This is a genomic window from Telluria sp. B2, assembly GCF_051789535.1.
Taxonomy (GTDB): Bacteria; Pseudomonadota; Gammaproteobacteria; order Burkholderiales; family Burkholderiaceae_D; genus Telluria.
In genome coordinates this window covers 822,480-846,617 of sequence record NZ_CP196525.1, presented here as the reverse complement: position 1 = coordinate 846,617, position 24,138 = coordinate 822,480, and the positions used below count along the sequence as shown (strand labels likewise).

The window sequence follows — 24,138 nt, the reverse complement described above, 5'->3', positions numbered from 1 at the left end:
CGGTCAGAGCTGCACGCCGAGGTGCTGCTTCACCCAGGCGCGGGCATCGTCGACGGTATCGAAGTGCACGGTGGCGATCACCGTCTTGTCGTGCGCCAGGCAGCTGGCGTAGACGCGCTTCTCGTCGGCAGAGCTGAGCAGGTCGGACTGGGGCGAGAGCTCGACGCACGCCACCAGGTCCAGGTTCAGCAGCTGGGCTTTCTTGGGATTGTTTTCCTTGTCGATGCGGATGAATTTGCTCATGGCTTTCCTTGTTGAGTGAATCAGTTACCCGCCACGACCATCTTCTCGATCAGGATCGACCCGGTCGATTTATTGCCACGTTGCAGCACGTCGTTGCCGACGCCGACGATCTGCTGGAACATTTCGCGCATGTTGCCGGCAATCGTGATTTCCTCGACCGGATACTGGATGACGCCGTTCTCGACCCAGTAGCCCGAGGCGCCGCGCGAATAGTCGCCGGTGACGTAGTTCACGCCCTGGCCCATCAGCTCCGTCACCAGCAGGCCCGTGCCCATCTTGCGCAGCATGCCTTCGAAGGTGTCGGCCAGCTTCGTTTCATCGGACGTGATGGTGAGATTGTGCGAGCCGCCGGCGTTGCCGGTGGTTTGCATGCCCAGCTTGCGCGCCGAGTACGAAGACAGGAAGTAGCCCTGCAGCACGCCGTCCTTGACGACCTTGCGGCGCACCGTGCGCACACCCTCTTCGTCAAAAGGCGAGGAGCCGACTTCGCCGATCAGGTGCGGGTCTTCGACGATCTGGATGTGGTCCGGGAAGACCGGTTTGCCCAGGGTGTCGAGCAGGAAGGACGACTTGCGGTAGAGCGAGCCGCCCGAGACCGCCTGGACAAACGCGCCGAGCAGGCCGGCGGCCAGCGGCGCCTCGAACAGCACCGGGCAGGTGCGGGTGTCGAGCTTGCGCGCGTTCAGGCGCGCCAGGGCGCGCTCGGCGGCATAGCGGCCGACCGCTTCGGGTTTCGCCAGCTTTTTGGGATCGCGCGCCGAGGTGTACCAGTCGTCGCGTTGCATCTTGTTGCCCTTGCCGGCGATCGGCGCCACCGACATCGTGTGGCGCGAGAACGGGTAGCCGCCGATGAAGCCGCGGGTGTTGGCCGCAACAAAATGCGACTGCTGCACGTAGACGCTGGCGCCTTCGCTGTTGGTGATGCGCGGGTCGACCTCGAAGGCCGCATTCTCGCAGCGCTGGGCCAGTTCGACCGCTTCTTCGGTCGAGATCTGCCACGGGTAGCACAGGCGCAAATCACGCGGGTTCATCTCGAGCATGTCGGCGTCGGGCAGGCCGGCGCAGTCGTCCTCGGCGGTGAAACGGGCGATGTTCCAGGCCGCTTCCACGGTCGCCTTCAGCGAGGCTTCGGAAAAGTCCGAGGTGCTGGCGTTGCCGCGGCGCTGGCCGCTGTAGACCGTGACGCCGATGCCCTTGTCCCGGTTCTGTTCGATGGTCTCGATCTTGCCCCGACGTACAGACACCGACAACCCGCTACCCTCGCTGATCTCCACCGAGGCATCGGTGGCGCCCTGTTCGCGGGCAAAAGCGAGCACATTGCGCGCCAGCTCCTTCAACTGGTCCTGGGTGTGGGTAAAAACGGAGTCGTTCATGTCGTGTTTTTCGTAGCGAGCCCTAAAACAGTTATCATAGCAGCCGTTTACTGTTTTCACTGATCGGCCCAGCGCCAATCGGATCATCCATATCATGCCTAATGCAAATCGCGGTTCGGTGGGCTTCCAGTCCAACGAGTTCGAGCAAGAATACGAACGTCCCTCCAAGTCTGAACTCAAGCGCCAGATGGAAGAGTTACAGAAGCTGGGCGCCCAACTCGTTGCCGAGCCGCGCGACCGCGTCAAGCGCGTGCCGATGCCGGACGAGGTGAAGGACGCCATCCTGATGTGCCAGACCATCACCAACCACGAGGGCCGCCGGCGCCAGCTGCAGTACGTCGGCAAGATGATGCGCACCCTCTCGGACGAGGAAGTGGCCGTCATCCAGCGCACCATCGACAGCTGGAAAGGCGCCTCGAAGGCCGAGACGGCCGCCCTGCACGCCCTGGAGCGCCGCCGCGAGAAGCTGCTCACCGACGACAAGGCCCTGACCGAGCTGCTCTCCGAGCACCCGGAACTGGACGTGCAGCAGCTGCGCACCCTGATCCGCAACGCGCGCAAGGAACAGGCCGAGAACAAGCCGCCGAAGGCCTACCGCGAACTGTTCCAGATCCTGAAGGAGCTGGGCAAGCAGGGCAAGAAGGCCGGCGACGACGAGGAATCCGATGACGACGAGCCCGCAGACGAGTAAGCCGGAAGAGCTGGTGATCGGCCTGGTGTCGGTCTCGGACCGCGCCAGCGGCGGCGTCTACGAGGACAAGGGCATCCCGGCCCTGCAGGACTGGCTGGCATCCGCCATCACCACCCCTTACCGGATCGAGTCGCGCCTGATCCCCGACGAGCGCGCGCAGATCGAGCAGACCCTGGTCGATCTGGTCGACGCGCAGCGCTGCCACCTGGTGCTCACCACCGGCGGTACCGGTCCCGCACGGCGCGACGTCACGCCCGAGGCGACGCTGGCCATCGGCACCAAGGAAATGCCCGGTTTCGGCGAACAGATGCGCCAGATCAGCCTGCAGTTCGTGCCGACCGCGATCCTGTCGCGCCAGGTCGCCGTGATCCGCGAAACCGCGGACCACGCCGCCCTGGTCATGAACCTGCCCGGCCAGCCGAAGGCGATCAAGGAAACCCTGGAAGGCCTGAAGGACGCGGACGGCAAGACGCTCGTTGGCGGCATCTTCGCCGCCGTCCCCTACTGCATCGACCTGATCGGCGGGCCGTACATGGAAACCGATCCGGCCGTCACCAAGGCCTGGCGTCCGAAGAACGCCCAGCGCCCCGCTACCGCCCAACCCCAGGACAAGGCATGAACGAACTTCTGCAAAACATCGAAATCGAAACCGCGCCGAATCCCACCGTCGCGATCATCTGGCTGCACGGCCTGGGCGCCGACGGCAACGACTTCGTGCCGCTGGTGCGCGAACTCGATTTGCAGGGCCTGCCCGGCATCCGCTTCGTGTTCCCGCATGCGAAGACGATTCCCGTCACCATCAACGGCGGCTACATCATGCGCGCCTGGTACGACATCACCGGCGCCGAACTGACCCGCCGCGAGGACGAGGTGGGCCTGCGCAACTCGCAGCGCGACGTCGAGGCCCTGATCGCGCGCGAAAAGGCACGCGGCATCCCGGCCTCGAAGATCATCCTGGCCGGCTTCTCGCAAGGCTGCGCGATGACGCTGCAGACCGGCCTGCGCCACCCGGAAAAGCTGGCCGGCATGCTCTGCCTGTCGGGCTACCTGCCGCTGCACACCCACGTGGCGCACGAGCGCACCGAGGAAAGCATCGACACCCCGATCTTCATGGCCCACGGCCGCCAGGATCACGTGGTGCCTTTCCTGCGCGCCGAACAGTCGCGCGACGTGTTGAAAGGCCTGGGCTACCAGGTCGAGTGGCACGAGTACCAGATGCAGCATTCGCTGTGTTTCGAGGAAGTCCAGGACATCTCGGCCTGGCTCAGGAAAGTACTGGCTTAAGCCTCACACCCACGGGAGCCGCGGCTCCCGTTTCATTTTGGAGGTCCAACATGGCCAAGAAAGAACAGCTCGACGAAGAAACGATGGCGCTGATTAACTGGTGCATCGAGGTCGAGAAACACCTGGTGGCCGGCGGCGCCACCCAGCAGCAGGCGCAGGACCACATCGAGGAGCAGGTCGAGTGGTTCACGGACCTGTTCTACGACGGTTTGACGCCGGAAGAGGCGGCGAAGGAAGCGCTGGCCTGAGGCGCGTCAGCCGCGCCGTATGCGTTGTGCATGTCGGAAATTTTAACAATCAGATATCTACTGTTGGTATCAATACCTTCAAGCATTTGATTCTCGATGCTTTTTTCTGACTGGTATGGGGATTGCTTTGTGCGATGCGGGCACATTCAATAACCATACTAGGGAGAAATTATGTGAGGAAATTGATCGCAGGAGTTGCCACTGCCCTGCTCTGCTCCACCGCCTCGGCCGGCCTGGTGCAATACACGCTGTCGGACGTCCGTTTCAGCGACGGCGGCACGCTCGAAGGCTTCTTCGTGCAGGACACCGAGGACAATTCCATTGTCTACTACTGGCTGGGCGCCGAAGGCGGCCGCAATCCGAGCGCATGGTTCCAGCCGACCGACTACATGGACTATATCACCAAGGCGCAGGTGAACTTCTACTGGGGCGGCCCGACCAGCTTCCGCCTGGAGCAGGACAAGACCGATGCCTGGATCGGCATGCTGCACCTGGGCTTCCGCTACGGCGAGGAAGGGGGCATCGCCGCCTACGGCTCGCTGCGCACCGTTCCGGTGGACTATGCCGAGGACTGGTGGGAGATCAAGCCGACCTACCGCAGCATCATCGGCGGCACCGCCATTGCCGGCGAACTCGATCCCGAACTCGCCGCCCTGCTGGCGAACGGCCCGGTCGACGGCATGGTCCACATTGTCCCGACCCGCATGCCCGAGCCGGGCAGCCTCGCCCTGCTGGGCATTGGCGCGGCCTTCGGCGCGACCCGCCTGCGCCGCCGCAACCAGACGGCGTAATTCCCACCTAGTCCGGCAGCCGCGCAGCGCTCGAGACCGGCACCTCGGTCTGCGCGGTATTCATTACCATCGCCAGGAAGGTGTAGTAACCGTTCAGTCCCATCAAATCGACCACGCCCTGCTCGCCGAACAGCGCCAGCGCGTCGGCATAGGTGCGGTCCGAGACCTGCTTGTTCTGGTGCAGCTCGATGCAGAAGTCGTGCACCACCGATTCGTCCACCAGCATGTTCTCCGGCCGGCGTCGCTGGGCAATCGCATTGATCACGGCCGGCGGGATGCCGACCTGGGCGGCGATCGGCGCGTGGATCGCCCACTCGACCTGCTGGTTCCACTGGCGCGCCGTGACCAGGATCGCCAGTTCCGACAGGCGGATCCCGATGGCGCTGCGGTAGCGCAGGTACTCGCCCATGCGCTGGGCGTTCTCCAGCAGTTCCGGACTGCGCAAAAGCGGCACGAAGGGGCCGTAGAGTGCGCCGCGCGGGCCCGCGATCACGGCCTGCGCGGCGCGGCGCTGGGCTTCGGTCAGCTGGTCGGGCGGAATCGGGCGGAGTCGGTCGCTCATGGTCGCGTGGCAAACATGTCTAGGTGGAAAAATATTCGCACAGCTTACGGCAAAGATCAAAGGAATCCGCCCCCTTCGCGCTTATTGTCAAACGTCAATCTTTCCTCGAAGGGGGCAGCCATGAGTCATATCATCCATCGCAGCCTGCGCCAGACACCGCCGGTGGCGGTCGGCGCCAGTGGCGTGACCATCCGCGACAGCAGCGGCAGAATCTATATCGACGCCAGCGGGGGCGCGGCCGTGTCCTCGCTCGGGCACGGCCATCCGCACGTGATCGCGGCGCTGCACCGCCAGATCGACCAGTGCGCCTACGCGCATACCGCCTTCTTTACCACCGAGGCCGCCGAGGAGCTGGCGGCGAAGCTGGTGGCGCAGGCGCCGGCCGGGATCACTTCGGTCTACCTCGTCTCGGGCGGTTCGGAAGCGATGGAAACCGCGCTGAAGCTGGCGCGCCAGTACTTCGTCGAGGGTGGCGAAGACGAACGCAGCCTGTTCATCGCGCGTCGCCAGAGCTATCACGGCAACACGCTGGGGGCGCTGGCGGTCGGCGGCAACGAGTGGCGCCGCAAGCCCTTCGCGCCGCTCCTGATGGAGGTGCCGCGCGTGGCGCCCTGCTACGAATACCGCGACCGCGCCGAGCGCCAGTCGGTCGACGAGTACACCGCCAGCCTGCTCGACGAACTGGAGACCGCGATCATGAAGGCCGGGCCGGAGAAGGTGATCGCCTTCGTCGCCGAACCGGTGGTCGGCGCCACCGGCGGCGCGATCCCGCCCACGCCAGGCTACTTCAAGGGCGTGCGCGAGATCTGCGACCGCCACGGTATCCTGTTCATCGCCGACGAGGTGATGTGCGGGATGGGCCGCACCGGCACCATGTTCGCGATCGAGCAGGATGGGGTGGCGCCGGACATCATCGCCGTGGCCAAGGGCCTGGGCGCCGGCTACCAGCCGATCGGCGCGGTACTGGCCCAGGGCGCGATTGTCGAGCGCCTGCGCCAGGGCAGCGGCAGCTTCCTGCACGGGCACACCTACATCGGCCACCCCGTGGCCGCCGCCGCGGCGCTGGCGGTGCAGGAAGTGATCGAGCGCGACGGCCTGCTGCAGCAGGTGCAGCGGCGCGGCGCCACGCTCAGGCGCATGCTGGGCGACGTCTTCGGCCAGCACGAGCACGTGGGCGATATCCGCGGGCGCGGGCTGTTCGTGGGGATCGAGCTGGTGCGCGACCGCGCGACCAAGGAGCCGTTCGCGCCGCAGCGCCGGCTGCATGCGGCGATCAAGACCGAGGCGATGGCGCGCGGGCTGATGGTGTACCCGATGGGCGGCACCATCGACGGCCAGCGCGGCGACCACATCCTGCTGGCGCCGCCCTTCATCGTCAGCGCGTCGGATCTGTCGGAGATCGTGGCGCGGCTGGCCGAGGCGGTGGATGCGGCGTTGGTGGCGTAATCCGGGGTCGTAGGGTGGGCACCCCGTGCCCACGCGGAAGCATGCACTGCGGCTGCGCCATTCGAGACGGATCACATGAGCATCCGCCAACGCTTGCACGAGCGTATCGTTAGCTCGACGTTTCGCGTGGGCACGGAGTGCCCACCCTACGGTCGATGCCGCGAGCCGCAACAGGCGCTATGCCAGCGCCTGCCTTACTTCGGAAACGCCACCACTTCCGCCTGCTGCTCGCCCAGGCCCGCAATCCCCAGGCGCAGCTTGTCGCCCTTCTTGAGGAAGCGCTGCGGCTTGCGGCCCATGCCCACGCCCGGCGGGGTGCCGGTGGTGATGATGTCGCCGGGTTCGAGCGTCATGAAGCGCGACACGTAGCTGACGATCTGCGCCACCGTGAACACCATGTTCGAGGTGTTCCCGGTCTGCATGCGCTTGCCGTTCAGTTCCAGGTAGAGGTCCAGGTCCTGCACGTCGAAGATCTCGTCGCGCGTGACCAGGAAGGGGCCGACCGGGCCGAAGGTGTCGCAGCCCTTGCCCTTGTCCCACTGCGAGCCCATCTCGAACTGGTAGGCGCGCTCGGAGACGTCGTTCACCACGCAGTAGCCGGCCACGAACTTCAGCGCGTCCTCTTCGCTCACGTACTGCGCGCGGGCGCCGATCACCACGCCCAGCTCGACTTCCCAGTCGGTCTTCTTCGAGCCTTTCGGCAGCTGGATCGGGTCGTCCGGACCGTTCAGGCAGCTGGTCGCCTTGGTGAAGAAAATCGGTTCGGTCGGCACCGGCGCACCGGTTTCCGCCGCGTGGTCGGCGTAGTTCATGCCGATGCCGATGAACTTGCCGACGCCGGCCACCGGCACGCCGAGGCGCGGGTTGCCGCGTACCAGGGGCAGGGTCTTCCAGTCGACCTTGGCCAGCTTGCGCAGCGCCTTGTCGCCCAGGACGGAGGCATCGATATCGGCAATCACGCCGGACAGGTCGCGCAGGCGCCCTTCTTCGTCGAACAGGCCCGGCTTTTCCTTGCCCGGGCGGCCATAGCGCACCAATCTCATATTCACTCTCCTGTGGTTCGTGCGCGCGCCACCTCGGCGCGCCAAAGCGGCGCATGATACCTGAGTTATTTCTTGAGGGTCAGCAGGTAGGCACTCATGTCCAGCGCATCGCGCTCGCTCACGCCCATCGCAGGCATCGCGGTGCCGGGGTCGATCGCCTGCGGGTCGCGGATCCAGCGCACCAGGTTGGCCTGGTTGTTGGGCAGCTTGCCGCCGATGTACTGGCGGTCGCCCAGGTCCGCGAGCGAACGCCCGACGTGGACGTCGGAGCCGGTTACACCGGGAATGATATGGCAGGCGCGGCAGGCATGCTGGGCAAGGGCGATGCGCCCGCGCGCGGGGTTGCCCTGGACACCGGCCGGGGCCGATTCGCCGCGGCTGCAGCCGGTCAGCAGCGCTGCCAGCACCAGCGGCACCAGCGGCGCGCAGGAGAGCAAAGGACGGCTCATTGCGCGGCCTCCGTCGGCGGCGCCGCTGCCGTGGCTTGCGCATAGTCGCGCGCCGACATGCGCGGCAATGCCTGCACGAAGGCGACCACGGACCACAGCTCATCCTCGTTCATGTGAAATTCCCAGGCCGGCATGCCGCTCATCTTGATGCCATGGCGGGTGATCCAGTACAGCTCCTGCGGTTTCCAGCGCCTGCTGGCGTCGACCAGGGGGCCGGGCAGCGGCTGCATGCTCTGCCCGATCGGCCCCTGGGCGAATCCCGGACCGCCGTGGCATTGCGCGCAGTTGTCGCGGTACAGGGCCGCACCAAGCGCCAGCTGGCGGGCATCGCCCAGCTTCGGCACCGCGATCTCGCGCGCGTGCCGCCGTACCGAATAGTGCATGCCCGATTCGAGCAGGGTGTAGACCGGCTGCAGGTGCAGGGAAGTGGCGCTGATGTCGTACCAGCCCGCACGCAGCACGATCGCCCCGCCGGCCGCGCCCGCGAGCCCGGCCACGACCAGGGTCGCGGCGATGGTTTTCAGGATCAGGCGCTGGCGGTTAGAGGGCATCGGTTCCGTGGTCGGGGTCGCACACTGTTGAAAATTGAATATTGCCTTTCTTGTATTATAAAGAGAGACCAGTTTTCCGTCGGATTGAACCGTGCGCATGTATTTACCTCGACTTTTCCTGCCCTTGCGTCCCTGCGCTGCACTGCTGTGCGCGCTGGTGCTGGCCGGTTGCGGCAAGGCCGAGGAGCAGGTGCCGAGGGTGTCCGGAGGCGACCCGAAGCAGGGCCAGCGCCTGATGGCGCAGTACCAGTGCGCGGCCTGCCACGAGATACCCGAGGTGCCGGGCGCACACGGCAATGCCGGTCCTCCACTGGAGGGTTTCGGGCGCCGCAGCTATATCGCCGGCGGCATCCCGAACCTGCCGGACGAGCTGATACGCTGGCTCGACAACCCCCAGGCCGTGAAGCCCGGCAGCCCGATGCCGGACCTGGGCGTGTCGTCCGCCGAAGCGCGCCACATGGCCGCCTACCTGTACACGCTGCAATGAGTACGCCGCTGCAATCGGTCCTGCACCCGGCCGGTCCCGACGCGGGCATCATTGCGCAGTTTTCCTGGGTGCTGTTCATCGGCGGCGCCGTCATTTTCGTCGCGGTGATGGCGCTGATGGTCCTGAGCCTGCGCCGCAGCGCACGCCCGGTCACGCCGCGCTGGTGGATCTTCGGCGCCGGCTTCGCCTTTCCGGTCGTGGTGCTCAGCACCCTGCTGATCTGGAGCACCTGGCGCAGCGCCGAACTGACGCCGCAGACCTCGAAAGGCGCATTGACGATCGGCGTCACCGCCAAGATGTGGTGGTGGGAAGTGCGCTACCACGACCCGGCGAGCGGGCGCGACATCATCAGCGCCAACGAGATCCGTATCCCGGTCGGGCGCCCGGTCTACCTGGGCCTGTCCTCGACCGACGTGATCCACAGCCTGTGGGTGCCGGCCCTGAACGGCAAGATGGACACCGTTCCGGGCCGCGTCACCGGACTGACCCTGCGCGCGGACAAGCCGGGCGTCTACCGCGGCCAGTGCGCCGAGTACTGCGGCGAGCAGCACGCGCGCATGGCGCTGCACGTGGTGGCGATGGAACCGGCCGAGTTCGAACGCTGGCTGGCGCGCGAGGCCCAGCCGGCCGTACCGCCGGATAGCGCGCTGGTCGAGCGCGGGCGCACCGCCTTCCTCGAACAGCGCTGCCAGGCCTGCCACACGATCCGCGGCGTGGCGGGCAATGCGCGACTCGGCCCCGACCTGACCCACGTCGGCAGCCGCCTGCACATCGCCGCCGGCACCCTGCGCAACCATCGCGGCACGCTGGCCGGCTGGGTCGCCGACCCGCAGGCGATCAAGCCCGGCGCGCGCATGCCCGCCGCCGCCGACCTCGACGGCGAGACCCTGCATGCCCTCGCCGCCTACCTGGAACAGCTGAAATGACCGACACCGCAGCGCCCCCGTCCAGCGCATTGCCCAGCTCATTGCCCCGTCCGGCCGAGGAATTCCCGCGGCTGGAAAAGGCCTGGGTCACGCCCAAGGGCTGGCGCTTCATCACCACCGTCAACAACACCAACATCGGCCTGCTCTACATCGGCACCGCCCTGCTGTTCTTCCTGCTCGCCGGGGTGCTGGGCCTCCTGATGCGCACCCAGCTCGCAGTGCCCGACAACGATCTGCTTTCGCCGTCGACCTACAACCAGGTCTTCACCATGCACGGCAGCGTGATGATGTTCCTGTTCGCGATCCCGATCGTCGAGGCGCTGGCCGTCTACCTGCTGCCCAACATGCTGGGCGCGCGCGACCTGCCGTTTCCCCGCCTGTCCGCCTACGCCTACTGGGCCTATGCGATCGGCGGCCTGGCCTTCTTCTGCACCCTGTTCGTCGGCCTGGCGCCGGACGGCGGCTGGTTCATGTACCCGCCCCTCACCGGCAAGCAGTATTCGCCCGGCCTGAATGCCGACTTCTGGCTGCTCGGGATCGGCTTCATCGAGATCTCGGCGATCGCCGGCGCGATCGAACTGATCGTCGGCATCCTGTTCACCCGCGCGCCGGGCATGTCGCTGTCGCGCATGCCGGTGTATGCCTGGGCGATGCTGGTGGTGGGCATCATGATCGTGTTCGCCTTCCCGGCCGTGATCGCCGGCACCGCCCTGCTGGAAATGGAGCGCGCCTTCGACTGGCCCTTCTTCAACGCCGAGCGCGGCGGCGACCCGATCCTCTGGCAGCACCTGTTCTGGTTCTTCGGCCACCCCGAGGTCTACATCATCTTCCTGCCTGCGGCCGGCATGGTCTCGACCATGATCCCGACCATCGCCGGCAGCCCGCTGGTGGGCCGGCGCGCCATCATCGTCGCGCTGGTGGCGGTCTGCTTCTTCAGTTTTGCCCTGTGGGCCCACCACATGTTCACGGCGGGCCTCGGCATCATGACGATGAGCTTCGTGTCGGCGGCCAGCATGGCGGTCGCGGTGCCGACCGCGATCCAGGTCTTCGCCTGGATCGCCACGCTCTGGCGCGGCAAGGTGACCATGACGGCGCCGGCGCTGTTCCTGGGCGGTTTCATGTTCATCTTCGTGCTGGGCGGCCTGACCGGCGTGATGGTAGCCCTGCTGCCTTTCGACTGGCAGGTGCACGACACCTATTTCATCGTCGCCCACTTCCATTACGTGCTGATCGGCGGCATGGTGTTCCCGGTGTTCGCCGGCATGTATTACTGGATCCCGCTGATCAAGGGCCAGCAGATGTCCGAGCGCGTGGCACGCTGGGCCTTCTGGCTGATGTTCGGTGGCTTCAATCTCGCCTTCTTCCCGATGCACATCACCGGCCTGTTCGGCATGCCGCGCCGGGTCTACACCTATCCCGCCGAGATGGAATGGGGCGCCCTGAACATGGTCTCCACGGCCGGCGCCTTCGTCTTCGCGGCCGGGGTGCTGGTGTTCTTCCTTGACCTGGTGCGCACCCAGCGCCGTCCCTCGCGCCCGCCGGGCAATCCCTGGAACGCCTCGACGCTCGAATGGCTGCCCTCGGACGACTACGCGACGCGCAGCATCCCGCGGGTCCATTCGGCCGATCCGCTGTGGGACCAGCCGACGCTGGCCAGGGAAGTCGAGGCCGGCCAGCACTACCTGCCGGGCACCGTCAGCGGCCTGCGCGAGACCATCGCCACCAGCCCGATTGCCGGGCGCCCGACCTATCTGATGATCCTGCCCGGCGACGGCTGGCTGCCGGTGATCGCCGCCGCCGGCACCGCCGGCTTCTTCCTGCTCATGACCGTGAAGCTGATGTGGCTGGCCTGGGCCTGCGGCATCACGGCGGTCGGCGCGACGATTGCCTGGCTGTGGGAATCGGACCGCAAGCCGCCGATCACCGAAGCACGCGTCGCGGACGACCTGGTCCTGCCGGTGGGCGCCAAGGGCGTGCGCTCGCACTCGTGGTGGGCGACCGTCATCATGCTGGTGGTCGACGCCATCATCTTCGCCTCGCTGGCTTTTGCCTACATCCACATCTCGATGCGCCTGGTGGTGTGCCCGCCGCCCACGGCCGGGCTGCCCGATCCGCTCTGGCAGATGCTGTCCGGCGGCCTGCTGCTCGCCGGGTCGGCGCTGATGTTCTGGGCCACGCGCTCGCTCGGCAAGCGGCGCCTGCCCTGGCTGGCGCTGGCGGCCCTCGCCTGCGTGGTGGCGAGCTTCCTGGCAGACTTCCACGGTTATCAACTCGCCGGCCTGGCGCCGCGCCGGCTGGCCTGGAGCGCGACCATCGCGGCGATGCTGACCTACCAGGGCCTGCACGCGGTGCTGCTGGCGATCGTCGGCCTGTATCTCGCCGCGCGCGGCTGGAGCGGACGCCTCACGGCCAATAGCCGCGCCACCCTGGACAACTCGGCGCTGATCTGGCACTACACCACGCTGCAGGGCATCGCCGCGGCGCTGATCGTGCACATCGTGCCCCTGCTGATGGATTGACGATGCGCGAACGATTCCTACGCAAGCTGTTGCGCGGCACCCTGCCGCTGCTGGTCTGGGCGGCGCACTTCGGCGCCTGCTACGTGTTCGTCGCCATGCAGTGCAGCCCGGCGGGCTACGTGCAGGGCTATCCGCAGCGGCTGCCGCTGGCGCTGATCACGGCGCTGGCGCTGGCCGTGTGCGGTGCGCTGGCGTGGAAGTGGCGCGGCACCCTGCGCCACGCCGACGAGCGCACCGCGCTGCTCGACTGGGCGGCGTCCGGGACGGCCGTCCTGGCCTTCGTCGTGATCGTGTGGACCTCGGTGCCGGTCTGGTTTATTCAAGGATGTCGGTAACGGAACCCGTAGGGTGGGCACCCTGTGCCCACGCGGAAGCCAGCATAGTGTCAGCGGTGTTCCAGTCGAAGCACACGTACCGTTGCAAACGGTGTCGAATGATCATTCGATAGCGCCAACAATATTCGATCAGCGCGGCAAGCAATGTGGTCAACACCGCTCACGCGTTCGCGTGGGCACGGAGTGCCCACCCTACAGTTATTTAGCCGCTGGCCGCACGCGCCACACCACGTTGCCGACGTCGTCCGCCACCAGCAAGGCGCCCTTCCTGTCGATCGCCACGCCCACCGGGCGGCCCATGGCGTTGCCGTCCTGATCGACGAAGCCGCCCAGGATCTCGAGCGGCTTGCCGTTCGGCTTGCCGTTCGCGAAAGGCACGTAGACCACGTTGTAGCCCGACAGCGGGGTGCGGTTCCAGGAGCCGTGCTGGCCGATGAAGGCGCCGCTGGCGTACATCGGTCCCAGCTGCGCGCCTTCGGCAAACGTCAGGCCGAGCGCGGCGACGTGGGCGCCGAGCGCGTAATCGGGCACGATGGCTTTCGCCACCAGTTCCGGGCGCTGCGGCTTGACGCGCTCGTCGACGTGCTGGCCGTAGTAGCTGTAGGGCCAGCCATAGAAGCCGCCGTCCTTCACCGAGGTGAGATAGTCTGGCACCAGGTCGCTGCCGATCTCGTCGCGCTCGTTCACGACGGTCCACAGCACGCCGGTCTGCGGCTCCCAGGCCATGCCGTTCGGGTTGCGCAGCCCCGAGGCGAACAGGCGCGTGGCGCCGGTCCTGGTGTCCACCTCGAGGATGGCGGCGCGGTTGACCTCGTTCGCCATGCCGTTCTCGCCGATATTGCTGTTCGAGCCGACGGTCGCATACAGCTTGCTGCCGTCGTGGCTGGCGATGATGTTCTTGGTCCAGTGGTGGTTCAATCCGGCCGGCAGCGAGGCCAGCTTCTGCGGCGCCTCCGTGATCTCGGTGACGCCCTCCTTGTAGGGGAAGCGCACGATGCTGTCGGCGTTCGCCACGTACAGCGTGTCGCCCACCAGCGCCATGCCGAAAGGCGAATGCAGGCCTTTCAGGAATACGCTGCGGGTTTCGGCCACGCCGTCGCCGTCACCGTCGCGCAACAGGGTGATGCGGTCGGCGCTCGGCACGCCCGCCCCCGCCTTTTCCATCACCTTGCCCATGACCCAGGCGCGCACGCCGGATTTCTTCGTCTCCGGCGTTTGCGGCTTGTTCGACTCCGCCACCAGCACGTCGCCGTTGGGCAGCACGTGGAGCCAGCGCGGGTGGTCCAGGCCAGTGGCCAGGGCGCTCACTTCCAGTCCCTGCACCGCCTGCGGCTTGCCGCCTTCCGGCCAGCCCCTGGCAGGCGCGATATCGACAGTCGGGATCAGGCTTTTCTTCGGCGCCGGCAGTTGCGGCGAAGGACCGACGTCGGCGTTGACCGGCAGGATGGACTTGTCGCCGCAGCCGGCAAGTCCGAGCAACGCGGCGGCGGCGAAAAGGCTGAAGGGTGGGCGGCGCATGAAGTTCTCCTGGAATCGAGCGGAACGGCTGCGACCGATTGTAGCGAAAAAGACAATACCGTTCCGCTCCTTACCATGAAAAAATTCTCGCCGCCCGCCTCAGGCCGGACCGCGCGCCTCCTCGACCGCCAGCGTGGCCTGCGTCTCCCTGCGCGTGCGCCAGCGCCGCAGGTGGGCCAGCAGGCCCGGCAACTGCAGCAGCACCAGCGTGCCGAAGGCGACGCGGTAGGCCAGCGCCGGATAGTGGCCGGCCGCGTCCGGCGTCCAGAGGCCGATCAGCAACCCGAAGCCGGCCTGCACCAGGAAGGCGCCGACAAAGATCAGGAGGTTCAGGCAGGTGGCTGCGCGCCCGGTCAGTTCGCGCGGCATGCTCTGGGCAACGATCGCGTATTCGATCCCGGTGATCGTGCCCACCAGCGTGAACAGCACGGACAGCAGCTGGAAGCTGGGCGCGTAGCTGACCACGAAGGCCGCCTGGACCAGCACGAACAGCGCGATGCCGGCGCCGGCCACGTCGAGTGGCGTGATGCCGCGCCGCCCTGCCCACTCGGTGATCATGCCGACCGCGATCGCCCCGAAGATCACCGCCGCCATTCCCATGTACAGCAGGTAGGCCACGGCATCGTCGGGGAACTGCGCCACGTCCGACAGCCAGCGCCCGATCCACAGGCCCTGGATGCCGAAGAACACCGCGTGGGGAATGAGCACCAGCGAGATCGTGGTGCGGAAGGTCGGTGTGCGCACCACCTCGCGCAGCGACGCCAGCACCGGCGGACGCTCGCCGGCGGGCTTGCCGCTGGGCGGCGCCAGCAGCCAGATCGCCGCGCCGCTGACGGCGACCAGGGCGCCGAGGATGAGGAAGAGCCCGCGCCAGTCCGTGTACTCGAGCGCCATGCGCACCGGCATGGTGGAGGACGCCGCGCCCAGGCCGCCGACTGCGATCAGGTAGCCGTGCACCGAAGGCAGCCTGGTCGGCGCGATCCAGGTCGAAATCGCCTTCACCGCCGACATGAAGCAGCCGCCCAGGCCGCAGCCGAGGATGGCGCGCGCCAGCACCAGCTGGGCGAAGGTCTGGCCGCGCGCGAACAGCAGCGCCCCGAAGGCCGCGAACAGCATCAGGGCCAGCTGCACCTTGCGCGGCCCGTAGCGGTCGAGCGCTATCCCGACCGGCAGCTGCACCAGCGCGAAGGCGAAAAAGAAGGCGCTGGTGAGCAGGCCGAGCTGGCCTGGCGACAGGGCCAGCGCCTTGAGCAGGTCCGGCGCCAGCACCGCGTTCACGTTGCGCAGCAGCGAGGACAGGTAGTGTCCGAGCGCGAACGGCAGGAACACGTAGAAAAAAACCGCCACGCCGGACAGGCGTGGCGAGTTCGGATGGACTCCCATGGCGGCAGGGATTTATGCGGCGTTCGGCTGGCTGTCGCTGGCGCGGCGGTCGTGCTGGGCTGGCGCGATCGGGATCACGCGGCCGGCCGGGCCGTGGTAACCGGCATCGCCGGCTTCGTCTTCGAAGAAGAACTTCTTGCGTCCGAAGGCCGGTTTCAGGTGGTCGAGCCAGGTGGCGTCCGGATCGTACTTGGCGAAGAAGGGCTTCCTTACCCACTCGGGATTGCGCGCCTGCAGGAACTGCAGCGCAAACAGCTTTTCGCCGTTGATCGTCACCACGCCGTCGATCACGACCTTGCCCGGGAAGGCGCTCATCGAAGGACCGCGCACGGTGCGCGACAGTCCCGAGACCATCGAATAGGCCGACTGGAAAATCTCGTGGGCGCGCGCGAGCGGCAGCGAGAAGTAGTCGCGCGGGCCGGTGTCGCGCTCGACGAACATATAGTAGGGAATCGCGCCCAGGCGCACGCCGGTGGTCCACAGCTCGGCCCAGCTCTTCGGGTCTTCGTTGATGTGGCGGATCAGGGGGCCCTGCATGCGCAGCGTGGCGCCGGTGCCGACGATGCGCTTGACCGCGGCCTGTGCAATCGGATGGCGCAGTTCGACCGCGTGGTTGTAGTGGCCCATGATGGCCAGGTTCTTGCCGGCCTTGACCACGCGCTCGAACAGGCGCATCAGGTCGTCCGAATCCTTGTCCGACACATAGCGCTGCGGCCAGTAGGCCACCGACTTGGTGCCGATGCGGATGTTCTGGATGTGGGCCAGCTCGGGCGCCAGCAGCGGCTCCAGGAATTCGGTCAGGGAGCGCGTGTTCATGATCATCGGGTCGCCGCCGGTGATCAATACGTCGGTCACGTCCGGATGGGTGGCCAGGTAGGACACCAGCTCGGTGCATTCGCGCGCATCGAACTTCATGTCGTCCATGCCGACGAACTGCGGCCAGCGGAAGCAGAAGGTGCAATAGGCGTGGCAGGTCTGGCCCGAGCTGGGGAAGAACAGCACGGTTTCCTTGTACTTGTGCTGCAGGCCCTTGAGCGGCGCGTCGTTCACACGCGGCACGTTGTGGGTCATCTGCCCGGCCGGGTGCGGGTTCATGCGCATGCGGATCTGGTGCACCAGCTTCGCGATCGCGGCCTCGTCCTTCTTGTACAGCACCAGGTCGCGCAGCTGCTCGTACTCGCGCGCGGGCAGCATGTCGCGGTGCGGGAAGGTCAGGCGGAAGATCGGGTCGTCCGGGATGCGGTCCCAGTCGATCAGCTGGTCGAGCACATATTCGTTGACGCGAAACGGCAGCACGTGCGAGACCACCTGCACGGCTTCCTGCAGGTCAGGGCTCATCCATTGCCACTGGCGCGCAAGCGCGATGGTCTGGCGCGTGTAGGGCTTGAATTTGGCGGGCGTCGATTCGGTGATGGTCACGGCATGCTCCTGAAGAGGAAAGATGGTGGGGACGACGGTCAATTCTTGAAGTAAGAAATTGCCGGCGGAAAACTATCTTAGGATTCGTCTATGCAAGAAGAATTGCCGGATATCAATTACGGCAAAAGAAAATTTCTCTGAAGAACAAATTCCATGAGGCAACACAACTGATGGCAACGCGACAGTCGCTTTCACCCTTTGCGCATTCGCAAATCCATTTTTGAGCGTGGCGCGTACATTTCTTAATGCACTTAAGAAAGATTTACCGATCGCACTACTCTGAAAGGACTGCAAGATGAAGCTGCTCGCTACCGCCACTGCCCTGTGCCTCGCCCTGGCTTCTTCCAGCGCTCTGGCTTTCGAACCGACCGAGAAAGACGCGATCGCGATGGCCGAACGCGGGGCTGCCCTGATCAAGGCCAAGGGCAAGGACGAGATGATGAAAAAGATCAACGCCAAGGATCCGGACTTCGTCCAGGGTGAACTGTATGTCGACATGCGCGACATCAAGACCGGCATCGTGCTGGCCCACCCGTACAACCCGTCGATCGTCGGCAAGGACCTGACCGACGTGCCGGATGCGAACGGCAAGAAATACCGCCGCGAGATCATCGAGCTGGCGGCCGCCAAGGGCAAGGGTTGGGTCGATTACCAGTACAAGAACCCAACCTCGGGCAAGATCGAGCCGAAGACCACCTATATCCTGCGCGTGGATGACGTGGTGCTGGAGGCGGGTATCTACAAGAAGTAAGACCATGCACGACAGGGCGGCCGCGGCCGCCCTTTTCTTTTGTCCAGGAGGTGAAGCATGTTGAAGAAACTGCGGATCGGCCCGAAGCTGCTGCTGGCGCCGGGATTGGTGCTGGTGCTGCTGACGCTGCTCTCGGGCGCTGCCTATTACGGTATGGTGCGCCAGCACGCTTCGCTCGAGAACATGGTGCAGGTGCGCGCGGCGCGCCTGCAGGAGGCGGCCGACGTCGCCGGCGAAGCCAAGTACGCGCACGCGAACATCTACCAGCTGCTGGCCTGGGTCAGCGGCAGCTTCGCCAAGGAGCGGCTCGACGCCCTGATCGGCGAGATCAATAAAAAACACGCGACAATCGGCACCCAGCTCACGGCCCTGGCGAAAGTCGCCGATCCCGAAGAGCGCAAGCTGATCGATACCTCGAGCGCCGCCCTGAAGGCCTACCGCAAGGCAGTGCTGGAGACGATCGAGATGGCCCAGGTCGACCAGTCGATCGCCACCAACTCGATGCAGAAGGCGGAAAAGGAATTCAATGTCCTCAACTCCCAGCTGGCCCAGCTGGCGGCGCTGGAAACGACGCTGAGCGAGCGCGCCTACGCCGCCGCCGGCGCCGAATTCCGCTCGCTCGGGATCACCATGGCGGTGCTGGTGGTGCTCTCGATCGCGCTGTCGCTGATGGTGACCATGCTGGTGCGGCGCGCCATGCTGGCCGACATCCGCAAGATCTCCGACGTGGTCGCCGAGCTGGCCGAAGGCCGCCTGGCGCCTCCGGTCGGCAGCGTTGGCCGCGACGAGATCGCCGACACCTCGCGCGCCCTCGACCACACCATCGCCAACCTGAACACGACCCTGCACGCGATCCTGACCTCGGTCCGTTCGATCGACACCGCATCAAAAGAAATCGCCACCGGCAACCTCGACCTGTCGACCCGCACCGAGATGCAGGCCGGCTCGCTCGAGCAGACCGCCAGCGCGATGGAAACCCTGACAGTGGCCGTGAAGGACAACGCCAACAACGCGCGCCTGGCCACCGACCTCGCGGCCGAGGCGGCGCGCCTGGCCAGCGACGGCGGCCAGGCCGTAGAGCGCGCGGTGACGACGATGGAATCGATCAAGGCCAGCTCGCGCAAGATCGTCGAGATCATCGGCGTCATCGACGGCATTTCCTTCCAGACGAATATCCTGGCCCTGAACGCGGCGGTGGAAGCGGCGCGCGCCGGCGAACAGGGGCGCGGCTTCGCGGTGGTGGCGTCGGAAGTGCGTACGCTGGCGCAGCGCTCGGCCGCGGCAGCGAAGGAAATCAAGGCCCTGATCGCGGACTCGGTGTCGATCATCGACGGCGGCGCGGCCTCGGTGAACGAAGCCGGCAGCAGCATGGGCCACATCGTCGCCTCGGTGCAGCAGGTGAACGACATCATCGGACGCATCAGCGTGGCCAGCACCGAGCAGGCCGAGGGCATCGCCGAGGTCAACCGCGCGGTCGGGCAGATGGATGACATGACCCAGCAGAACGCGGCCCTGGTCGAGGAAGCAGCCGCAGCGGCCGAAAGCCTGCACGAGCAGACTGTCAACCTGGCGCGCGCAGTCTCGATCTTCAAGATCGAGGGCATCGCGCCGCTGGCCGAGACCGAGACCGGGATCGGCGAAGAACCCGGCGACTTCCATGATCCGCTGGACCGGCGTTCACCGGACAGTCCGATGCGCGGCCGCGCGCAACGTCTGCGCAACCCGGCCCTGCCCGACGCCAGCCGCGCGCCTCAGCGCGAGCGCGGCGCCCGGGTCAGCGGAACGGACGGCTGACGAAGCGCGAGCCGGCCAGACCGAAGCGCCAAGGCACGTCCATCGCCTTCGAGATGCCGATGCGCGGACCGGTGACCACCTCCAGCCCTGGCGGCGCGGCCTCGAGCTGGAAGGGTGGCACGGCCAGCGAGGCGCCGTTGAAGTCGCGCGTGACGTTCAGGGCCTGGCACAGCTTGCCCGGCCCCGAGCACAGCAACTGCACGTCCTCGGCGTCGCGCCGCGCGCGCATGATGTCCAGGCCCGCGAGCGGCTCGATCGCACGGATCAGGACGCCCGCGCCATGGCCCTCCTCGCGGCACACGAAGTTCAGGCACCAATGGATGCCGTAGGAGCGATAGACATAGGCATGGGCGGGCGGCCCGAACATCGCGAAGTTGCGCGCGGTGGGACCGGAATACGCGTGCGAGGCCGGGTCCTCGCGGTCGTAGGCTTCGGTCTCGACGATACGGCCGCCGACGCCGTCCACCAGCACGGTCACGCCGATCAGCTGGCGCGCCACCACTTCTGCTGGTGCATAAAAATCAATCCCGGCAAGATTCGATGGATTCATGCCCCGATTCTAGGCCTTGCTGCAAGACCGATCTGTCCGTTTTGCCACACAACGCGTCCCAGGCGCATACTGTTGCTGCAACGAAACCCAACCTGGTTTATAGTGACAGGCTTTGCAGTATTTCCCAAGAGCATCATCTCCCCATGAGCACAGTTGCAGCAAAAGCAATGCCGGTGCGCGCTGCGGCCGCTGCGGCGCCAGCCCCCGCGGACCCGGCGGCGGCCGACCGCGTCGACGCGCTGATCAAGTCGATCCGTATTCCTCCCCGCCCCAGCTTGCTGGCCGACATGCAGGCCGAACTGGCCTCGAGCGATCCATCGCCGGAAGCGATCGGCCGCATCGTCGCGCGCGACGTCGGCATGGCCGGCGCCCTGCTGAAGCTGGCCAACTCCTCGCTGTTCGGCGGACGCCGCGCCAAGTCGATCGAGCAGGCCATTCTCTTCCTCGGCATCAACCAGGTCGCTTCCCTGATGACCGGGCTGCTGGCGCGCCAGGCGATTCCCGCCAACAGCGGCGCCCTGGCCAGCTTCTGGGACGTCTCCACCAAGCGCTCGTACGCGATGATGTTCCTGTCGCGCCGCCTGCGCATCGGCGCGCCTGACATCGCCCATACCTTCGGCCTGTTCTGCGACACCGGCGTGCCGCTGCTGATGGAGCGCTTCCCGGGCTATGAAGCGACCTTGCTCGACGCCGCCGCGGAAACCGGACGCCCCTTTACCGCGGTCGAGGACGAGCGCCACAGCACCAGCCACGCCGCGATCGGCTCGCTCCTGGCGCGCAACTGGGGCCTGTCGTCCGAGGTGGCCTGGGCCATCCTGCACCACCACGACTACCCGGTGCTGGAGGACGAGAACACCGCCGACGCGATCCGCTCGCTGGTGGCGCTGTCGCTGCTGGCCGAACGCGCGATCCGCCGCTACCAGGGCCACGCCGGTTCGGTCGAATGGGACAAGGGCGGCGAACGCGCCTGCGCCTACCTGTCGCTGGACGAGGACGAAACCGCCGAACTGCTCGACGAACTCGAAGAAGCGCTGCACGACGATCACTGAACAGCCGTGCTTTGACAGCCTGGCGCGGCGGGCGGATACTGGTGCGACTACCGCACCGTACCGGAGACGCGATGAAAGCCTGGTTCCTGTTCCTCGTGCTGTCTGCCCTGCTGTCCGGCTGCGCCGGCACGCCCTCCCGGCCACCGGCCGAACTTGCCTCCCTGTTCGACGACACCGCCTTCCCGGCGCCGGCCAGGCCGATCGGCGCGAACGACCTGTTCGCGCTCAGCGCACCGATGCGCGCCCACCTGCACAGTCCGGCCTTCAAGAAGAACCTGCGCGACAAGGGCAGTGCACGCGGGCTGCTCGCCGCCCTCTACAGCAAGAGCGACCTGCAGCTCGACTACGACGCCACCGTAACCCGCACCGCGGCCCAGACCTATGCGGAGCGCTCGGGCAACTGCCTGTCCCTGGTCATCATGACGGCGGCGTTCGCGCGCGAACTCGGGATGGAGGTGCGCTTCCAGAACGTGGAGACCGAGGAGACCTGGAGCCGCAACGGCTCGCTCTACCTGGTCAGCTCCCACGTCAACATCAGCCTGGCGCCGCGCACGGCGGCGCTGAACGGCTTCGCCACCCAGGCCGATCCATTGGTGGTCGATTTCCTGCCGCCGCCGGACGCGGCGCGCCTGCCCACGACCGAGCTGCAGGAAGCGGACATCGTCGCGCTGTACATGAACAACCGCGCCGCCGAGGAACTGGTCCAGGGCCACGTCGCCGATGCCTACTGGTGGGCGCGCGCCGCGATCGTCCAGCGCCCGTCCCTGGTCGAGGCCTACAACACGCTGGCCGTGATCTACGCGCGCAGCGGGCGCCCGGTGCTGGCCGAGCAGGTCTACCGCGCAGCCCTGCGCAGGCAGCCCGACAGCCTGGTGGTGATGCAGAACCTGGAGCAGGCCCTCAACGTCAACGGCAAGTTCGCGGAAGCGCAGGCGCTGCAGCGCCGCATCGAGCGCCGCCATCCGGCGCCGCCCTTCCACTATTTCAACCAGGCGATGAGCGCCTACCGGGCCGGGGATTTCAGGCGCGCCAGGACGCTGTTCGCGCGCGAGGTCGCGCGTGCGCCCTACAACGACGAGTTTCATTTCTGGCTAGGGATCACGCACCTGCAGCTGGGGGAGCTGAATACGGCGGTGGAGGAATTGGCGCTGGCACGCGACACCAGCACCCGCGCCGAGATGCGCGACAGGTATGCAGCCAAGCTGGGCCACCTGCGCTCGGCGGTGGCCAGCCCGGCTGGACGATGAGATCAGCGGCGGCGCTGGTAGCCGCTGCGGGGAGCAGGCGCGCCGCGCTGCTCGATGTGGCGGAACACGATGCGCGCCTTGTTGAGGTCATACGGCGACATTTCAAGCGTCACCTTGTCGCCTGCCAGGATGCGGATGTGGTTCTTCTTCATGCGTCCGGAGGTATAGGCGACGAGCTTGTGGCCATTCTCGAGGTCGACGCGAAAGCGCATTTCGGGCAGGACGTCGGTCACGAGGCCTTGCATTTCGATGAGGTCTTCTTTTGCCATGATGGTTTCCTTATAAGCTACGAGCCGGCATACCACGCCGCCATGAACGATGCTGTCGGTAGCCAGTGCTCGCAGGGACCGGTTCCGAGGTGAGGTGAATAAACCGCCGTCGCGGCGGGTCGGGATGCGGCGCACGCCATGAAGCCGGCTGCGCAAGAAGGAAAAAAAGCCCGCTTGCTGCGGGCTTCGTTCAATGTATCGCCGAAGATTGAATCGCGCTCCAGCCCATGCTATCTGCACAGTGCGGAGCTCCGGACGCCCATGCTATCTGCATGGTGCTCCATCGTGTAACTCGACCAACGTATCTCGATTGACAACCTCGTCCGGCATCGCTCGCATGCGGCGTTACACGTCTCGCACTGCGGGCCTCTCGAGGCGGCCGGGAAGCTCACATGAACTTCGTCGACTGCATGCAGTGTAGCACGGATGGCGAAACGGCGTATGGATGAGCGCAGCTTCGCTGTCAGCTATCAGGATGCGAATGGCCGCGAACCGCGCCCTGCCGTAACATCCTGGTTTGACAACGACCCGGAGCCGGCATGCCCACTACTAGAACAAGGGCGCCTGTGCCGGCACGGGACTGTCGGCCGCACCCGTGTCGATGAGCTGGCGCCACACCGCCAGCTTCTCTTCAAAACTCATCGCCATGTGCGCCGGCGAGCTCGAAGGCAGCACCACGGTGCGGTAGCCGACCTGGGCGAACTGCGGCGCGAATTTGCCCGAGGCCTGGCCGTTGAAGCCGACCGTTTCCAGTTGCGGGCAGAGCTTGTGCAAGCGCTCGAAGTCGTTCGCGGCCGGCTTGCGGATGCTTGAGTCCAGGCTGCCTTCGCGTTCGCAGGCAGCCAGCACGTCCCACAGGCCGAAGCGGTGCGCCAGCAGGCGCGGCAGGCGTTCGTCGTAGGGCAAGCCATACAGGTCTTCACCGACCAGGGCGCCGACGAGCTTCCAGAACTGGTTGCGCGGATGGGCGTAGTACTGCTGGGCGGCGAGCGAGGCGGCGCCGGGGAAGCTGCCCAGCAGCAGGATGCGCGTGTCGGGCGCGATCACGGGCGCGAGGCCAGTCAGTAGCGAGCTGTCTTGGGAAACGGTGTTCGGCATGCACCGATTGTAGCGCCCTGCCCGGCTGCGCATGCGCACGGCCCGTGCACGAAAAAAAAGCGGCGGGCCGCATGCGCGGGCCGCCGCAAGGGGCACTCAGGAGAGGTTCACG

At 66.5% G+C, this 24,138-nt stretch carries 26 protein-coding genes; 14 read left to right on the top strand and 12 right to left on the bottom strand.

The window, feature by feature from the left end; all coding sequences use genetic code 11:
• Window positions 1-3: 3 nt before the first annotated feature.
• Window positions 4-243: a hypothetical protein gene (locus ACSUZJ_RS03855; protein WP_499413461.1), complete on the bottom strand. Its 240-nt coding sequence runs from the start codon at window positions 241-243 to the stop codon at window positions 4-6.
• A 20-nt stretch (window positions 244-263) separates the two neighbouring features.
• Complete coding sequence (gene pmbA, locus ACSUZJ_RS03850; protein WP_499413459.1) at window positions 264-1,616, bottom strand: metalloprotease PmbA; 1,353 nt, start codon at window positions 1,614-1,616, stop codon at window positions 264-266.
• A gap of 94 nt (window positions 1,617-1,710) precedes the next feature.
• On the opposite strand from pmbA, the gene yjgA reads away from it, so the two are divergent.
• The 5 genes from yjgA (at window position 1,711) to ACSUZJ_RS03825 (ending at window position 4,630) form a co-directional block, all read left to right on the top strand.
• Window positions 1,711-2,307, top strand: coding sequence for a ribosome biogenesis factor YjgA (gene yjgA / locus ACSUZJ_RS03845; RefSeq protein WP_499413457.1), 597 nt, complete (start codon window positions 1,711-1,713; stop codon window positions 2,305-2,307).
• Window positions 2,282-2,926 (top strand): molybdopterin adenylyltransferase, encoded by a 645-nt coding sequence (mog, locus tag ACSUZJ_RS03840; RefSeq protein WP_499413455.1) that lies wholly within the window; start codon window positions 2,282-2,284, stop codon window positions 2,924-2,926. Before yjgA ends, mog begins: the two co-directional genes overlap by 26 nt.
• Window positions 2,923-3,591, top strand: coding sequence for an alpha/beta hydrolase (locus ACSUZJ_RS03835; RefSeq protein WP_499413453.1), 669 nt, complete (start codon window positions 2,923-2,925; stop codon window positions 3,589-3,591). The genes mog and ACSUZJ_RS03835 overlap by 4 nt, the downstream gene beginning before the upstream one ends.
• A gap of 50 nt (window positions 3,592-3,641) precedes the next feature.
• Window positions 3,642-3,839 carry a hypothetical protein gene (locus ACSUZJ_RS03830; RefSeq protein WP_499413451.1) on the top strand — a complete coding sequence of 66 codons (198 nt, stop codon included), beginning with the start codon at window positions 3,642-3,644 and terminating at the stop codon, window positions 3,837-3,839.
• Window positions 3,840-4,021: 182 nt separating this feature from the next.
• Window positions 4,022-4,630: a PEP-CTERM sorting domain-containing protein gene (locus ACSUZJ_RS03825; protein WP_499413449.1), complete on the top strand. Its 609-nt coding sequence runs from the start codon at window positions 4,022-4,024 to the stop codon at window positions 4,628-4,630.
• A gap of 7 nt (window positions 4,631-4,637) precedes the next feature.
• Here ACSUZJ_RS03825 and ACSUZJ_RS03820 read toward each other — a convergent pair whose 3' ends face one another.
• Window positions 4,638-5,192, bottom strand: coding sequence for a carboxymuconolactone decarboxylase family protein (locus ACSUZJ_RS03820; protein WP_499413447.1), 555 nt, complete (start codon window positions 5,190-5,192; stop codon window positions 4,638-4,640).
• Between the two features lie 120 nt (window positions 5,193-5,312).
• Between ACSUZJ_RS03820 and ACSUZJ_RS03815 the strand changes: the two genes are divergently transcribed.
• Window positions 5,313-6,638, top strand: a complete 1,326-nt coding sequence (locus ACSUZJ_RS03815) for an aspartate aminotransferase family protein (RefSeq protein WP_499413445.1) — start codon at window positions 5,313-5,315, stop codon at window positions 6,636-6,638.
• A gap of 194 nt (window positions 6,639-6,832) precedes the next feature.
• On the opposite strand, the gene ACSUZJ_RS03810 is transcribed toward ACSUZJ_RS03815, so the two are convergent.
• The 3 genes from ACSUZJ_RS03810 to ACSUZJ_RS03800 form a co-directional block, all read right to left on the bottom strand.
• The gene (locus ACSUZJ_RS03810) at window positions 6,833-7,681 is read right to left on the bottom strand and encodes a fumarylacetoacetate hydrolase family protein (protein ID WP_499413443.1); all 849 of its coding nucleotides are present in this window, start codon (window positions 7,679-7,681) and stop codon (window positions 6,833-6,835) included.
• 65 nt (window positions 7,682-7,746) lie between these two features.
• Complete coding sequence (locus ACSUZJ_RS03805) at window positions 7,747-8,130, bottom strand: c-type cytochrome (protein ID WP_499413441.1); 384 nt, start codon at window positions 8,128-8,130, stop codon at window positions 7,747-7,749.
• On the bottom strand, window positions 8,127-8,681 hold the full coding sequence (locus tag ACSUZJ_RS03800) for a c-type cytochrome (protein ID WP_499413439.1): 555 nt from the start codon (window positions 8,679-8,681) through the stop codon (window positions 8,127-8,129). The genes ACSUZJ_RS03805 and ACSUZJ_RS03800 overlap by 4 nt, the downstream gene beginning before the upstream one ends.
• 97 nt (window positions 8,682-8,778) lie before the next feature.
• Between ACSUZJ_RS03800 and ACSUZJ_RS03795 the strand changes: the two genes are divergently transcribed.
• From ACSUZJ_RS03795 to ACSUZJ_RS03780, 4 genes are read left to right on the top strand one after another with little or no spacing between them, the layout of a single operon-like run.
• Window positions 8,779-9,168: a c-type cytochrome gene (locus ACSUZJ_RS03795; RefSeq protein WP_499413437.1), complete on the top strand. Its 390-nt coding sequence runs from the start codon at window positions 8,779-8,781 to the stop codon at window positions 9,166-9,168.
• On the top strand, window positions 9,165-10,094 hold the full coding sequence (gene coxB, locus ACSUZJ_RS03790) for a cytochrome c oxidase subunit II (RefSeq protein WP_499413436.1): 930 nt from the start codon (window positions 9,165-9,167) through the stop codon (window positions 10,092-10,094). Before ACSUZJ_RS03795 ends, coxB begins: the two co-directional genes overlap by 4 nt.
• Window positions 10,091-12,613: a cytochrome c oxidase subunit I gene (gene ctaD, locus ACSUZJ_RS03785; RefSeq protein ID WP_499413434.1), complete on the top strand. Its 2,523-nt coding sequence runs from the start codon at window positions 10,091-10,093 to the stop codon at window positions 12,611-12,613. The genes coxB and ctaD overlap by 4 nt, the downstream gene beginning before the upstream one ends.
• Window positions 12,614-12,615: 2 nt before the next feature.
• Window positions 12,616-12,948, top strand: coding sequence for a hypothetical protein (locus tag ACSUZJ_RS03780; RefSeq protein ID WP_499413432.1), 333 nt, complete (start codon window positions 12,616-12,618; stop codon window positions 12,946-12,948).
• 198 nt (window positions 12,949-13,146) lie between these two features.
• On the opposite strand, the gene ACSUZJ_RS03775 is transcribed toward ACSUZJ_RS03780, so the two are convergent.
• The 3 genes from ACSUZJ_RS03775 to ACSUZJ_RS03765 all read right to left on the bottom strand — a co-directional run bounded on the left by ACSUZJ_RS03775 (window position 13,147) and on the right by ACSUZJ_RS03765 (window position 17,268).
• Window positions 13,147-14,466, bottom strand: a complete 1,320-nt coding sequence (locus ACSUZJ_RS03775; RefSeq protein WP_499413430.1) for a PQQ-dependent sugar dehydrogenase — start codon at window positions 14,464-14,466, stop codon at window positions 13,147-13,149.
• 99 nt (window positions 14,467-14,565) lie between these two features.
• Window positions 14,566-15,849 (bottom strand): MFS transporter, encoded by a 1,284-nt coding sequence (locus ACSUZJ_RS03770; RefSeq protein ID WP_499413428.1) that lies wholly within the window; start codon window positions 15,847-15,849, stop codon window positions 14,566-14,568.
• A gap of 12 nt (window positions 15,850-15,861) precedes the next feature.
• Entirely contained in the window at window positions 15,862-17,268 is a 1,407-nt protein-coding gene (locus ACSUZJ_RS03765) for a KamA family radical SAM protein (protein WP_499413426.1), read from the bottom strand.
• Between the two features lie 295 nt (window positions 17,269-17,563).
• Between ACSUZJ_RS03765 and ACSUZJ_RS03760 the strand changes: the two genes are divergently transcribed.
• Together ACSUZJ_RS03760 and ACSUZJ_RS03755 are read left to right on the top strand one after the other, a co-directional pair.
• Window positions 17,564-18,019 carry a cache domain-containing protein gene (locus ACSUZJ_RS03760; RefSeq protein ID WP_499413424.1) on the top strand — a complete coding sequence of 152 codons (456 nt, stop codon included), beginning with the start codon at window positions 17,564-17,566 and terminating at the stop codon, window positions 18,017-18,019.
• A 57-nt stretch (window positions 18,020-18,076) separates the two neighbouring features.
• On the top strand, window positions 18,077-19,813 hold the full coding sequence (locus ACSUZJ_RS03755) for a methyl-accepting chemotaxis protein (protein WP_499413422.1): 1,737 nt from the start codon (window positions 18,077-18,079) through the stop codon (window positions 19,811-19,813).
• Here the strand turns inward: ACSUZJ_RS03755 and ACSUZJ_RS03750 are convergent.
• A complete protein-coding gene (locus tag ACSUZJ_RS03750; protein WP_499413421.1) occupies window positions 19,794-20,363 on the bottom strand; it encodes a DNA-3-methyladenine glycosylase in 570 nt (189 codons plus the stop codon). The two genes, ACSUZJ_RS03755 and ACSUZJ_RS03750, sit on opposite strands and share 20 nt — an antisense overlap.
• Window positions 20,364-20,506: 143 nt before the next feature.
• On the opposite strand from ACSUZJ_RS03750, the gene ACSUZJ_RS03745 reads away from it, so the two are divergent.
• A complete protein-coding gene (locus ACSUZJ_RS03745; RefSeq protein WP_499413419.1) occupies window positions 20,507-21,412 on the top strand; it encodes an HDOD domain-containing protein in 906 nt (301 codons plus the stop codon).
• A gap of 71 nt (window positions 21,413-21,483) precedes the next feature.
• Window positions 21,484-22,659 (top strand): tetratricopeptide repeat protein, encoded by a 1,176-nt coding sequence (locus ACSUZJ_RS03740; protein WP_499413418.1) that lies wholly within the window; start codon window positions 21,484-21,486, stop codon window positions 22,657-22,659.
• Between the two features lie 2 nt (window positions 22,660-22,661).
• Here ACSUZJ_RS03740 and infA read toward each other — a convergent pair whose 3' ends face one another.
• Complete coding sequence (infA, locus tag ACSUZJ_RS03735; RefSeq protein WP_499413417.1) at window positions 22,662-22,928, bottom strand: translation initiation factor IF-1; 267 nt, start codon at window positions 22,926-22,928, stop codon at window positions 22,662-22,664.
• A gap of 549 nt (window positions 22,929-23,477) precedes the next feature.
• A complete protein-coding gene (locus ACSUZJ_RS03730; protein ID WP_499413416.1) occupies window positions 23,478-24,026 on the bottom strand; it encodes a DNA-deoxyinosine glycosylase in 549 nt (182 codons plus the stop codon).
• Window positions 24,027-24,138: the final 112 nt, after the last annotated feature.